The sequence below is a fragment of the Parabacteroides sp. Y3-G-102 genome (assembly GCF_023656845.1).
In the GTDB taxonomy this organism is placed as follows: domain Bacteria; phylum Bacteroidota; class Bacteroidia; order Bacteroidales; family Tannerellaceae; genus Parabacteroides; species Parabacteroides distasonis.
In genome coordinates, this window is sequence record NZ_JAMOKU010000001.1 from 196557 (window position 1) to 210438 (window position 13882).

Annotated in this window: 9 protein-coding genes; 6 read left to right on the plus strand and 3 right to left on the minus strand. The window is 44.0% G+C overall.

Annotated features, from left to right (window positions below; genetic code table 11):
* The first annotated feature begins 148 nt into the window (after positions 1–148).
* Genes NBH16_RS00935 through NBH16_RS00945 form a run of 3 tightly spaced genes read left to right on the plus strand, consistent with a single transcriptional unit; the run spans position 149 to position 5824 of the window.
* On the plus strand, positions 149–3118 hold the full coding sequence (locus tag NBH16_RS00935; RefSeq protein ID WP_011966504.1) for a SusC/RagA family TonB-linked outer membrane protein: 2970 nt from the start codon (positions 149–151) through the stop codon (positions 3116–3118).
* A gap of 20 nt (positions 3119–3138) precedes the next feature.
* Positions 3139–4686 (plus strand): RagB/SusD family nutrient uptake outer membrane protein, encoded by a 1548-nt coding sequence (locus tag NBH16_RS00940; protein WP_121772569.1) that lies wholly within the window; start codon positions 3139–3141, stop codon positions 4684–4686.
* Between the two features lie 28 nt (positions 4687–4714).
* Positions 4715–5824 carry a SusE domain-containing protein gene (locus NBH16_RS00945; RefSeq protein WP_005855818.1) on the plus strand — a complete coding sequence of 370 codons (1110 nt, stop codon included), beginning with the start codon at positions 4715–4717 and terminating at the stop codon, positions 5822–5824.
* Positions 5825–6099: 275 nt separating this feature from the next.
* Here the strand turns inward: NBH16_RS00945 and NBH16_RS00950 are convergent, their stop codons facing one another.
* Positions 6100–6321 (minus strand): winged helix-turn-helix domain-containing protein, encoded by a 222-nt coding sequence (locus NBH16_RS00950; RefSeq protein WP_005855817.1) that lies wholly within the window; start codon positions 6319–6321, stop codon positions 6100–6102.
* A 195-nt stretch (positions 6322–6516) separates the two neighbouring features.
* Here NBH16_RS00950 and NBH16_RS00955 point away from each other — a divergent pair, with 195 nt between their 5' ends.
* Positions 6517–7386: a helix-turn-helix domain-containing protein gene (locus tag NBH16_RS00955; RefSeq protein ID WP_008778253.1), complete on the plus strand. Its 870-nt coding sequence runs from the start codon at positions 6517–6519 to the stop codon at positions 7384–7386.
* A 3-nt stretch (positions 7387–7389) separates the two neighbouring features.
* Here the strand turns inward: NBH16_RS00955 and NBH16_RS00960 are convergent, their stop codons facing one another.
* Together NBH16_RS00960 and NBH16_RS00965 are read right to left on the minus strand one after the other, a co-directional pair.
* Positions 7390–8982, minus strand: coding sequence for an alpha-galactosidase D (locus NBH16_RS00960; protein WP_250787966.1), 1593 nt, complete (start codon positions 8980–8982; stop codon positions 7390–7392).
* Positions 8983–9128: 146 nt separating this feature from the next.
* A complete protein-coding gene (locus tag NBH16_RS00965; RefSeq protein WP_195320027.1) occupies positions 9129–11171 on the minus strand; it encodes a M13 family metallopeptidase in 2043 nt (680 codons plus the stop codon).
* Positions 11172–11353: 182 nt separating this feature from the next.
* On the opposite strand from NBH16_RS00965, the gene NBH16_RS00970 reads away from it, so the two are divergent.
* The gene (locus NBH16_RS00970) at positions 11354–12889 is read left to right on the plus strand and encodes an alpha-N-arabinofuranosidase (RefSeq protein ID WP_005855809.1); all 1536 of its coding nucleotides are present in this window, start codon (positions 11354–11356) and stop codon (positions 12887–12889) included.
* An 82-nt stretch (positions 12890–12971) separates the two neighbouring features.
* Positions 12972–13874: a glycosyltransferase family protein gene (locus NBH16_RS00975; RefSeq protein WP_005855808.1), complete on the plus strand. Its 903-nt coding sequence runs from the start codon at positions 12972–12974 to the stop codon at positions 13872–13874.
* Positions 13875–13882: the final 8 nt, after the last annotated feature.

A 13882-nucleotide genomic window follows, 5' to 3' on the forward strand; every position in this document is an offset into this window, starting at 1 on the left:
CGTTTGCGAGAACGTTTGCGTAAATTTATAGGGGTATCGACAAACATTTTAACAACATGAGAGGTTTGATAAACATACATTTGCATTCATATACTATGGCTAAAATTCAATAAATATAATAGAGTATTAATCTTAAACTGTCTAATGCATGAAACAAAAAATGTATTCTTGCGACGCAAGAGTAATCTTATCTATCTTGATAGGATTGTTTCTCTCCTGCAATGTTTTCGCACAAGACGTCACGATCAAAGGCAACGTGAAAGATGCGAAAGGTGAACCCATCATTGGGGCTAGTATCCTTGAAAAAGGAACTACGAATGGAACTGTTACCGATTTCGACGGTAACTTTATGCTCTCGGCGCCTAAAGGAAGTACGATCGGTATTTCTTACATAGGCTACAAATCACAAGACATTATCAACCAAGGACAAAGTAATTTAATTGTCGTATTACAAGAAGATACGGAAGTATTGGACGAGATTGTCGTAATCGGTTATGGTACGGTGAAGAAAGATGACGCTACCGGTTCCGTGACGGCCATTAAGCCAGATAAGATGAACCGGGGTTTGACCACTACCGCAACCGATATGATCAACGGTAAAATCGCCGGTGTAAATATCACGACTGACGGTGGAGCTCCGGGTTCGGGAGCCAGTATCCGCATCCGTGGTGGTTCTTCCTTATCGGCCAGCAACAACCCGCTGATCGTTATCGATGGACTTCCGATCGACAATGACGGTATCAAAGGGGTATCCAACCCGTTGAGTACGATCAACCCGAACGATATCGCAACATTCACCGTATTAAAAGACGCATCCGCCACAGCGATCTATGGTTCGCGTGCCTCTAACGGTGTGATTCTTATCACCACTAAGAAAGGTGAAAAAGGCTCCCGCCCACGGGTTACGTACGATGGAAACGTTTCTATCAGCACGAAGACCAAATCAATCGATGTTATGGGAGCTGACGAATATCGTAATTTCGTAACGGATCGTTTTGGGGCGGAATCAAGCGCCGTTAAGTTATTAGGAAAAGAAAATACGGATTGGCAGAAAGAGATCTTCCGTACAGCAGTGGGAACCGATCATAATATCACGGTATCCGGAGGCTTGAATAATATGCCTTATCGTGTATCCGTCGGATATACAAACCAAAATGGTATATTGAAAACCTCTAAGTTCGAACGTTATACTGGATCTGTAAACCTAGCTCCCAGTTTCTTCGAAGATCATTTAAATATTAACTTCAACGCCAAGGGAATGATCTCAAATAATCGTTTCGCCGATACGGGAGCTATCGGAGCGGCAATCGCATTCGACCCGACTCAACCAGTCATGAACGGCAACAGTAAATACGGAGGTTATTTCGCTTGGGAAAATGCCGGTGAATTTATCTCAATCGCTACAAAAAACCCGGTAGCGATGCTTCAACAGAAAAAAGAAGAGGCTAATTCTAAAAACTTGGTCGGTAATATCCAAGTTGATTATAAATTCCATTTCCTTCCCGAATTACGTGCAAACTTGAATTTAGGTATGGATATGGCTACCGGTACGCAAGACATTTACTATCCGAAAGAATCTCCATTAGGTTACGTGGATAACGGCAAAACAGGTTATGAGACAATCGACAAATACAATCACCTATTGGATTTTTATTTGCAATACGCTAAGGATTTCAATGAAAAGCATCATTTTGATATCATGGCTGGTTACTCTTGGCAACATTTCCATCGTTCCACAGAGAACGCATACAATAACTTGAACGGAGATAACCCGACTTCTTATATTTTCAAGACAGAAAGTTATTTGATCTCTTTCTTCGGACGTGTCAATTATTCATTCATGAATCGCTATCTTATCACCGCTACCTTACGTAACGATGGCACTTCCCGCTTCTCTAAAGACAACCGTTGGGGATTGTTCCCTTCCGTGGCTTTAGGATGGAAGATCAAGGAAGAGGGCTTTATGAAAGACGTGGACGCTGTATCGGATTTAAAACTACGCTTGGGTTATGGTATTACTGGTCAACAGGATATCTCGCAAGGAGACTACCCGTATATGGCGACTTATTTCGCAGGACAAGACGGAGCCTACTATCAATTTGGCGACCAATTTGTTCCTATCGCCCGTCCCGACGGTTACAACCCGAACTTGAAATGGGAGGAGACTACTACTTGGAACGCCGGATTCGACTTCGGATTCTTAGATAACCGTATCACTTCATCCTTGGATTATTATTACAGGGAAACTAAGGACTTGATCAATGTGATCGACGTACCTGCCGGAACAAACTTCAAGAACCGTATCGTCAGCAATATCGGTTCTTTGAGAAATCAAGGTGTTGAGTTCTCCATCAACGCTAAAGCGATCTCAACCTCTGATTGGAAATGGGACCTAGGCTTTAATGTCGCTTGGAACAACAACGAGATTACGAAGCTAACCGCACAGGATGACGCCTCATCCATCGTATTGACAGGAACCGTAGAAGGTGGTACCGGGACCATGATACAGGCACAAGGCGTGAATCACCCGGCGAACTCATTCTATGTATACGAGCAGGTATATGATCAACAGGGAAATCCGATCGAAGGATTATACGTGGACCGCAACGGAGATGGCGTGATCAATGACGAGGACCGTTATTTCTGCCATAAACCGGCGGCCGATGTAACGATGGGCTTTACTTCTAAATTGGTATGGAAAGCATGGGATTTCAGTTTCTCACTTCGTTCCAACCTCGGGAACTATGTATATAATAATGTAGCCTCATCCAATGCGGCATTAAGTGAAGGTAGTATTAACAATAAAGGCTATCTATCCAACCGTCCGCTATCCGCTTTCGATACGAATTTCCAGAACATGAACGTATTGTCCGATTATTATGTACAAAACGCATCCTTCTTACGCTGCGATAATATCACGTTGGGTTACTCTTTCAACAAATTATTCGGCGTATTGGGCGGACGTATCTACGGAACCGTACAGAATCCTTTTGTTATCACGAAATATAAAGGATTGGATCCGGAGGTAGCGAACGCAGCTGATAAGACCTTCGGTATCGATAAGAACGTATATCCTCGCCCATTGGTAGGTATACTCGGTGTAAGTCTTAACTTCTAATTTTAAATCAGGATATCTATATGAATACGAAATTCTTTAAATATATAATACCGGCCTTATCGCTGGTTTTTAGCGTAAACTTCACCTCTTGCCTAGGTGATCTCGATGTTACGCCTATCGATCCGAACCTAAACGTAGAGTTCGATCAGAACGCCAATTTCGCCAAGATCTATGCGGGATTAGCCATCACAGGAAATAAAGGTCCTGACGGACAAGGAGATATCGCCGACACGGATGAGGGAGCGTCGGGTTTGATGCGTATGCTATTCAACCTAAATGAGCTTCCTACGGACGAGGCGATTTGCGCTTGGTCTGGCGACGTGGATGTATATCCCTTGAACTTCGCTAAGTTTACCGCCTCGAACGGTGTGGTATTGAATATGTTCAACCGTCTGTACATCCAAATCGCTCAGTGTAATAACTTCTTAATACAGACAGAGGGCAAGGATGACGAGGAAAGTCTTACACAGCGTGCTGAAGTTCGTTTTATCCGTGCCTTGGATTATTATTATTTGATTGATTTATATGGCAATGTCCCGTTCGTTGATGAGAACACGGGTATCGGTACCTATGTCCCCGAACGGATTACCCGGGCGAATCTCTATACCTATATAGAGAAAGAGTTGAAAGAAATCGAGCCACAAATGAAGGCCCCCCGTGCAAATGTATATGGACGAGCCGATCAAGCCGCCGTATGGATGCTACTTTCCCGCTTATATCTGAACGCAGAAGTATATACAGGTACCCCTCAATGGTCTGCCGCCGCTGAATACTCAAAGAAAGTCATGGACGCCGGTTTCTCTCTGGCTCCTAATTATGGAGATAATTTCCTTGCAGATAACAACACCTCTCCCGAGATGATCCTGCCGATTTGTTATGATGGCGTACAGACCCGCTCTTGGTCCGGATTGTTCTTTATCGCCAGCTTTATCAGTGGTGACATGAACGCACTGGTTGATTTCGGGACTAAAGAAGCATGGGGTGGTAACCGTGCCCGCATGGCATTGGTGAAAAAGTTCGCTTCTGACGGAGACTTATCGAAAACAACTGATACACGTGCCTCTTTCTGGACTACAGACCGTACATTCGAGATCAATAAGCCGACCGAGTTTACAGAAGGTTATTCTGTAACTAAATTCAAGAATATCACGAAATCCGGACAAATCGGTCATGATCCGAATCAGCAGTTCCCGGATATGGATTTCCCATTGTTCCGTTTAGCCGAGGCTAATCTGACCTTCGCCGAAGCCACATTACGGGCAGGAGGCGATAAACAAGCCGCTTTAAGCGCTATTAACCAACTACGGAAAAGAGCGAAAGCCACGGAAATTACGGCAACCGATCTTACTTTGGATTTTGTGCTTGATGAGAAGGCCCGTGAGTTCTATTTTGAGGCGCAACGCCGTACGGATTTGATCCGCTACAATAAGTTCACCTCCAATTATACTTGGGATTGGAAAGGCGAGACAGCGGGAGGTACTTCAATCTCCAGTCACTTCTCATTGTTACCGATTCCTTCGACCCAACTCGTGGCAAACAGTAACTTGAAACAAAATCCGGGTTATTAATCGTAAAACCTATTAATAAGTAACAATTATGAATAAAGTCAATATATTATCCATCGTGTTTGCGGGCATCTGTGCTTTTTCTGCCTGCACGGACGATAAAGATCCGGTTATCAATGACCTAAAGGACTCAGAAGGTAATAATATATCTTTTACCCTCAATGCTCCGAATAACAGTTCATATACTTTAATGCCGGAAAATGCCAGTAGTATCATCGATATTTTTACCTGTGAACAACCGGATTACGGTTTCGCGGCAGGTGTAACGTATACCGTACAAGTCTGTGAAGGAGGAACTGAATTCGAGAAATTCGAGTCGCTGCCGACTACCGGTTCCGGCGAAAAAGTCTTGATCAAGACATTCGAGCTGAATGATGCCATGAACAATCTGGGAATGGTTAATCCCACCGTAGCTTATAATGTGGACTTCCGTCTTAAAGCATTTATTAACGACAGTGTTCCCGAACTTTATTCGAACACGGTAAACATGGCGATCACTCCATATAGTGGCGCCCGTACCCAAGTTTATTTCGTGGGTGACATATTCGACAACGGATGGAACAATAACGACCCATCGATGCGTATATTCGCCGACGACGATGTTAATAATATGTTATTCACTTACACGGGTTTCGTAAAAGCCGGTAGCGCATTCAAGATCATTCAAACCCCGGGTGATTGGGGCATTCAATGGGGTTACGACAGCGACGGAGCATTAAGCAATGACGGCGGTAGCGGTAATATCGAAGGCTTCACGCAGGATGGCTATTATACGATCACGTTAGACTTGGCTGGTAACAAATACAGCATCGAACCTTATACCGGAGCGACAACCGAATACAAACAAATCTCCCTGATTGGAGACTTCAATGATTGGGGTGGTGATCTAGATTTACAACAGGCTAGTTACGACAAGCACATCTGGATCGGCGAGAAAATAGAGATTCCGTCCGATGGCGGTTTGAAATTACGTGCGGATCATGACTGGGCCGTAAGCTTCGGTGGCAGCAATAGTTTGTGGAACGATAAACAAGGACAATTCGCCAAATTTGACGGAGGTGATAATGTAAAGGTTTCCGCCGGTACCTATTTTATCAAGTTTAATGACTTAACGAAACATATCATTCTACTAGCCGAATAAGGCATTACTTAAATTACCATCCTTTACTTGATTTAAAAGTCAAGTAAAGGTGGTAATAGATAAAAGTAACGCTTGTGTTTATGAATTATGTCTCAAAAGATATGTTTTAGAACATGATTTTGTTAAATCACGTTAAGCAAATGAGATTTCCAAACTATTCGTTATGCTACATAACATAAAACCTCTATATTTGCACTGTGTTTTTCATGGTATTAGATTTAAGGTTAACAATGAAGATTGGCTGTCCGTGATGGATAGCCTTTTTTTGTTTCCTTCTAATAGTACATATTGGATTTGATGCCATTGCTGACATACAACAAACCATTCTTTCTTGTGATATAAATATTGTTTTCTCTAGCCAACCAGCCAATAGCCAAGGCTAGGTCCTCAATACTTAAAGACAATTTACGGCTTAACTCTTGCGTAGATATTTCATTTACCTCGTTTAGCGCATGCCACACTTTTCCTGCGTTTAGTCCAATTCTTCCTTTTTCCATAATCAAAATACTTTTCTAGTAAACGAACTATATTCTTTTTGTTTCCTCTTTCCTACGATTAGTAGTCATTTGTAAAGTTCGCCCTTAAATTTTAGGGAATCAATATCCATTCTTTCGTTTCTATGTTCTATTTTTATTATCTTGAATAATAAGTATTTATTAATTCCTATATTTGAGACGAATTACCGATTAGATATGGAAAAGGAAATGCTCACATTCGATATCACGAACGATTTTATCGTCGGAGATCGTATCACAAAAGAGACGCTAAACAAATACAGCAAGCTGCCTCATAAGATAAAGGCAGGTTTGTTTCTCCTTTGTGTAGAAGGTTCCGTGCAGGCTTCTATCAATCTAGCGAAGTATACGATTAACAAATATGATTTCGTGACCTTAGTGCCCAGCAATTTTATCCAGTTCCATGAAATATCGGACGACGCTCGTTTCTATTTCGCCGGATTCTCTTCGGAGTTTATGACAAACATCAATTTTATTAAATCAACCATGAGCTTTCTTCCCGTTATCACGGAACATCCGATCATGCCGCTGGAAGAATCTGTAGCTCAATTATATATTGACGGATACCGTTTATTGATACGTGCGCAATCCTTATCCCCGTCTTATTCTATGGTAAATAAAAACCTAGTCATCGCTTATCTCACGATATTCATGCAAGGAACGGCTGAGTTATATAAAAATCATAGCCATTGGACAAATGGAATCCGTACGCGCACCAATGAGATTTACCGTAAGTTTATCCAACTTGTCGTAGAGCATTATACCACCGAGCACAGCGTTTCTTTTTACGCCGCTCAATTAAATTTGTCGTTACCTCATTTCTGCACGACTATTAAGAAAGCGATCGGACTTACTCCCTTGGAAATCATTTCCTCCATTATCACGATGGATGCCAAGGCACAATTAAGATCGACAGACTTAACCGTAAAAGAGATCGCTTTCTCTTTAGGCTTTAACAACCTGTCTTTTTTCAACAAATATTTCAGGCAGCATACGGGAATGACACCTCAAGAATATAGAAGAATGAAAATTCCCTCAAGCACGTAGCCATCACTTCTTTTGTAAAACCATACGATCGATATCGGGCATCCATGAGTTTCCATTCGATAAGCGTATGCGATTCATCCCGGGTTTCAAACGGATCTCTATTTGCTCGCTAGCGACCTCATGCGCAGGATGAGCCTCTACATTTTTTACGACAACTCCATTAACTTGACAAATTAATTCTCGATTCTCCGCACACTGATAATCCACGGACATCAAGTATAAACCTCCCTCACGACTGTATACATTATGCCATTCCAGATAATTGCTATCACGATTACCTAATCCCGTAACCTTCGCACCTCCAGAGCAATTCCCGTCATCCTCATAAATCGCCGTTCCAAACGCTTTGTGATTTTTTATTTCTTGATAGTCTTGCAACCAAGCACATTCCGCCTCATAAACCGTCCGTTCTCCCCTTTCCGGTCCATCCAGACGGAAAATACGTGTCCCATGCGCAGGTATGGTTACGGAAAAATCCCGATCCTTGTACTTTCCAAGATCTCTCCTTTCAAATAAGTCCCGTACACTCACGTCGCCCCGCAAATAGAAATCGGCAAAATCCAGATGAATAGTCCGTTCCTCATCCGTAGAATTATAGACGGCAACAGCGCATGTATTCCCATTCACTTCTTCCAGATCCTTTGTCAAGATATACACTCCATCCATTTGCTTAACGACATAAGCTTGCAAGCCTAGTACGTCTTGATTTAACGCTATCAGTTCCTCGTTTTTCAGTAGCCGCAAAGATTTCTCAGAGATGGTAGTCAGATCACAGCCAATCAATAAAGGGGAACTCATGATACACCACATTCCAAAATGAGTTTTATCTTCTTCCTCACTCATTCCACGGCCGATCTCAAGCATATCCATATCATTATATTTTCCTTCGCTCGCATAAGCGGACAAATATAGATTCTGCCGGATAATATTCTTCACGGACTCCCAGCTAGGATTTATATCTTGCGAGATACGCCATGAGAAGGCAACGTCATGCACCCACGTACCGGGAAAATCCCAACGACATACATTCATACGCACATCTTTACGGCTGGTAGCTAGTATCGCATTATGGATCGCCGTGTATCGCTCTTGCTCATCCAGACCTAATTGATCGAAATTCTGTTTGGCATCGCCGCCACAAAAGTCGATCTTAATAAAATCGAATCCTATTTCCTTAAAGAAGTAGTCTGCGTCCTGACGATCGTGCCCATAAAAGCCGACATTGATCCCTAAAGAATCCTTATCCCAAAAGGAGCCGCAAGTATTCCGGCCCGCATCGGAATAAATACCCGCCTTAAACCCTAACGCATGGATATGATCTACCGTCTGCCTCAAGCCATTCGGAAAACGGACCGGATGAGTGATTAACTCCCCGCTCGCATCCCGTCCCCCAAAATACCCGTCATCAATATTGATATATTTATATCCAACCTCTTTCAAGCCATTCCGCGACATCGCATCAGCTTGTTTCATTATCAGTTTGTCGCTGATATTCACTCGATAGGTATTCCATGAGCTCCATCCCATCGTGGGAGGATCATACGCAAAAACAGAAGATGCCAAGAGAAGTAAGGCGATTGATATATAGTTTCGCATGGTATAAAATTTTCATGTATAACGTTCTTAATCAAACAAAAATAAGAAAAGTGCATCAGACCGCCAAATCGGGATAAACGAAAAAAGGGAAGTATGCCTTTTTGACGTGACATACTTCCCTCACTTATATAAACTCTGTATTTGGATTACCAGATAACCACCCGATCAGCCGGAGCCATAAACATCGGATCGCCCTCTTTAATGTCAAAAGCGGCATAGAACGGGGCGATATTACGCAAGGCAGCGTTCACACGCCATTTTCCCAATGAATGCGGGTCGATCTTGGTACGACGACGGATCTCCTCGGGACGGATATTTTGTCCCCACAACGTCGCATACCCCAAGAAGAAACGTTGCTCATTCGTGAAGCCATCGATCGGGGCCGGAGTCTCTTTGCCCTTCAAGCTATTCAAATAAGCTTGGTGAGCGACCAACAAACCTCCGTGGTCGGCGATATTCTCACCCAACGTAAAACGTCCGTTGGCATGAAGCGTATCTATTACGATAATCTGGTCATATTGATCAACCAATTTATCAGCACGCTCCGTGAAACGGACAGCATCCTCGGCAGTCCACCAATCGATCAAATTACCATCCTTATCGTAGTTACGTCCCTGATCATCGAATCCATGCGTCATCTCATGGCCGATTACCACGCCGATAGCGCCATAGTTCACCGCGTCGTCGGCATCCGGATTAAAGAATGGAGGCTGAAGGATCGCGGCCGGGAAACAGATCTCATTCGTAGTCGGATTGTAATAAGCGTTCACGGTCTGCGGATTCATATGCCAACGAGACTTATCGACCGGCTTATCCACGTCCGCCAATTGATAGGCCATATCGAAGATGTTAGAACGGCGAACATTCGCCCAATAAGAATCGTCCTTGATCTCCAAACCACTATAATCACGCCATTTGTCCGGATAACCTATTTTCACCGTAAAAGCGGCCAATTTCTCTTGCGCTTTCGCCTTAGTCGTATCGCTCATCCATTCCAAGCCGTTGATCCGCTCGCTCAAAGCGGTCTGCAAATTACCCACCAGCGTTAACATCTTTTCCTTGGAAGAAGCCGGGAAGTATTTCTCTACATACATCTCGCCGACAGCCTCGCCCAACGCACCGTTTACTGTATTCAACGAACGCTTCCAACGAGGTTGTTGTTCCTGCTTTCCGGACATTACCTTTCCATAGAACTCAAAATCAGCGTCTACAAAATCATCACTTAGGTACGGAGCCGCCGCGCTCAATAAATTAAACGCCAAATAATATTTTTGCTCATCGACCGTCGTATTCCGCAAAGCCTCACTCATATCCTTATAGAAGTTGATTTGCTTCGCGTCCAACTCTTTCAGCCCGGCTAATCCCATGGATTCAAAATATACATCCCAATCCAACGGAGACTCTATTTTCTTGAAATCCTCGTAAGGCAATTTATTATAGTTTTTCTGGGAGTCACGCAAATCCTCACGGCCATAAGAGATCTCGGCGATAGCCTTCTCTATTTTCATCACGGCATCCACCGCCGCATCCGCTTGCTCCGGACTTGAGCCGGCCAATGTAAATAATTTATTTATATAAGCCCTGTAAGCATCACGCATCTTGGCGGAGCCTTCATCTTCCAACAAATAATAATCCCGATCGCCCATTCCGATACCAGCCTGATACAGCTGGACGATATTCATGGCACTATTCTTCTCGTCAGCGTCCACGAACAAAGCGAAGAACGGAGCCATGCCTTCCTTATGAAGCGTAGCCACCATCTTAGAGACATCCGATTTCGTTGCCAGCGCATTGATAGCGGCCAGTTCCTCTTTGATAGGAGCCACTCCATCGGCATTCAACTTCGTGCTATCCAATCCCATCGCATACAAAGCGCCGATCTTCCCGGCGACACTGCCCGCCTCATGGGGCGTAGCGCTAAGTTCCTCGATCAACACCCGGAGTTGCTCTTGGTTATTCTCTAGTAATTGGTCGAAAGTTCCGAAACGAGCGTATTCCGGTTTCAATGGATTATTCTTTATCCATCCACCACAAGCGTATTCATAAAAATCCGTGCCTGCGGCAACCGTGGTATCCATATTCGCAGGATTAATAGCAGCGATCTTCACTACCTCTTTCTGAGGAGTGTTACAACTCGCTAAAGCGACTATCCCAGCCGCTAAAAACGGAAACATTTTTCTCTTTCTCATTTTGTTTAGTCTTTTGCCTTAAAACCTTACAAAGATACGATAAATACACAAAAGAAAAACATGTACGTGTTTCTTTTAAAACATGTACGACTTTTTCCGAAAACACGTACGTGTTTTTCGAACGATAAAAGGATTCATGTATTCAAGAATAAGTGTATCTTTGCCAACAAATCATTTATATCATGAAGAAACTAATAATCAGCGTTTGGGCATTTATCGCCCTTCCCTTATTCGCTCAGCGAGACGCGAATATCCGTATTTATCCGGAGCAAGGTAACCAACAGATCAGTAAACATATTTACGGGCAATTCGCCGAACATCTAGGGAGTTGTATCTACGGTGGCTTATGGGTGGGGCCGGAGTCCGACATCCCTAATACCCAAGGATACCGTACGGATGTCTTGAACGCGTTGAAGAAACTACAAATCCCGAACTTACGTTGGCCGGGCGGTTGCTTCGCCGACGAATATCATTGGATGGATGGAATCGGCCCCAAGGAGAATCGCCCGAAAATGGTGAATAATAACTGGGGAGGGACGATTGAGGATAATAGTTTCGGAACCCATGAGTTCTTGAATCTATGTGAGTTATTAGGTTGTGAGCCTTACATCAGCGGAAACGTGGGAAGCGGTACGGTTGAGGAAATGGCTAAATGGGTGGAATACATGACCTCGGAAGGAGACAGCCCAATGGCCAACCTACGCCGGAAAAATGGCCGGGATAAGGCATGGAAAGTCAAGTTTTTCGGCGTTGGGAACGAGAGTTGGGGATGCGGGGGCAGTATGCGACCGGAATATTATTCCGACCTTTACCGTCGTTACTCTACGTATTGCCGTAACTATGATAGCAATGTCTTGTTCAAGATCGCCAGCGGTGCCAGCGATTATGATTACAACTGGACCGAGACGCTGATGAAACAAATCGGCGGACGCATGGATGGTATCTCTTTACATTATTATACAGTAGGAGATTGGAACAATAAAGGCTCCGCTACCGATTTCAACACGGAGGATTATTACTGGACCTTAGGAAAATGCCTTGAGATAGAGGATGTCGTTAAAAAGCATATCGCTATCATGGATAAATACGACCCGAAGAAAAATATAGCCCTCATGGTAGACGAATGGGGCACTTGGTGGGATGTGGAACCCGGTACGATCCCCGGCCATCTGTTCCAGCAAAACACGATGCGCGACGCTTTCGTGGCCGCTCTTACCCTACATGTCTTCCACAAATATACGGACCGGGTGAAAATGACCAACATCGCACAGATTGTCAATGTATTGCAGTCCATGATCCTCACGAAAGGCAAGGACATGGTGCTTACGCCTACTTACCATGTGTTCGAGATGTACAAGGTTCATCAAGACGCTACCTTTTTGCCGATGGATCTAATCTGCGACAAGGAGAAAGTAAGAGACAACCGGGAAGTGCCGGTCGTAAGCGCCTCCGCATCCCGGGACTCGCAGGGTAAAATCCATATCTCGTTGGCAAACGTAGATCCCCGGCAAAGCGAGAACATCCATATCGACCTGCAAAACGTAACGATAAAGAGCGTGAACGGGCGTATCCTGACAGCGTCCTCCATAAACGACTATAACACATTCGATTCGCCGGAGAAGGTCAAGCCGGAAGTTTTCAAGGGAGCCAAGGTGGAAAAGGGAAAGTTAAGCGTCAGCCTTCCTCCCATGTCGATCGTCGTATTAGAAGTTTTATAAAAAGACGGACAATAACATGGCAATGTTTCTATAATTATTAACTTTGCCCGAAGAATTAAAAAACACATTAAAGAAACGCATTATGAAACCTACATTATTTGTATTGGCAGCCGGAATGGGTAGTCGTTATGGAGGATTAAAACAATTGGACGGCCTAGGTCCCAATGGCGAGACCATCATGGACTATTCTATTTTCGATGCTATTCGTGGCGGGTTCGGTAAACTTGTATTCGTTATCCGCAAATCTTTCGAGAAAGACTTCCGTGAGAAAATCATCTCCAAATATGAGAACCATATCCCGGTTGAAGTCGTATTCCAAGACTTGAACGATCTTCCGGAGGGCTTCACTTGCCCGGAGGGACGTGAGAAACCGTGGGGAACCAACCATGCCGTATTGATGGGCAAGAAGGTTATCAATGAGCCTTTCGCCGTAATCAACGCCGATGATTTCTACGGACGTGACAGCTTCGCCGTATTAGGCAAGCAATTGTCTGAGATGGATGGCAAGAAGAATGATTATTGCATGGTAGGCTACCGTGTAGGTAATACGTTGAGCGAGAGCGGTTCCGTGGCACGTGGTGTTTGCGCCACGAACGAGGAAGGTTATCTGACAGGCGTCGTGGAGCGTACCGCTATCGAACGTATCGACGGAGATATCCAGTTTGTAGACGAGAACGGAAAGAAGGTCGTATTGGAAGAAAACACGCCGGTATCCATGAATATGTGGGGTTTCACTCCCGATTATTTCGAGTATTCCGAGGAATATTTCAAGGAGTTCCTAAAAGCCAATATGGGTAATTTAAAGAGTGAATATTTCATCCCGTTGATGGTAAATAAATTGATCACGGAAGGAACAGCCCGTGTGAAAGTATTGGATACAACCTCCAAATGGTTCGGCGTAACTTACGCGGCGGATCGTCAAGGTGTTGTGGATAAGATCCAAGCCTTGGTAGACGCAGGCGAGTATCCAAGCAAATTATTCTGATTATAAGG

Excerpts from the sequence above, each read along its gene's own strand:
- NBH16_RS00970 (WP_005855809.1), top strand. The coding sequence starts at position 11,354 with ATGAAGAAACTAATAATCAGCGTTTGGGCATTTATCGCCCTTCCCTTA.
- NBH16_RS00945 (WP_005855818.1), top strand. The coding sequence starts at position 4,715 with ATGAATAAAGTCAATATATTATCCATCGTGTTTGCGGGCATCTGTGCT.
- NBH16_RS00940 (WP_121772569.1), top strand. The coding sequence starts at position 3,139 with ATGAATACGAAATTCTTTAAATATATAATACCGGCCTTATCGCTGGTT.
- NBH16_RS00965 (WP_195320027.1), bottom strand. The coding sequence starts at position 11,171 with ATGAGAAAGAGAAAAATGTTTCCGTTTTTAGCGGCTGGGATAGTCGCT.
- NBH16_RS00975 (WP_005855808.1), top strand. The coding sequence starts at position 12,972 with ATGAAACCTACATTATTTGTATTGGCAGCCGGAATGGGTAGTCGTTAT.
- NBH16_RS00950 (WP_005855817.1), bottom strand. The coding sequence starts at position 6,321 with ATGGAAAAAGGAAGAATTGGACTAAACGCAGGAAAAGTGTGGCATGCG.
- NBH16_RS00960 (WP_250787966.1), bottom strand. The coding sequence starts at position 8,982 with ATGCGAAACTATATATCAATCGCCTTACTTCTCTTGGCATCTTCTGTT.
- NBH16_RS00935 (WP_011966504.1), top strand. The coding sequence starts at position 149 with ATGAAACAAAAAATGTATTCTTGCGACGCAAGAGTAATCTTATCTATC.
- NBH16_RS00955 (WP_008778253.1), top strand. The coding sequence starts at position 6,517 with ATGGAAAAGGAAATGCTCACATTCGATATCACGAACGATTTTATCGTC.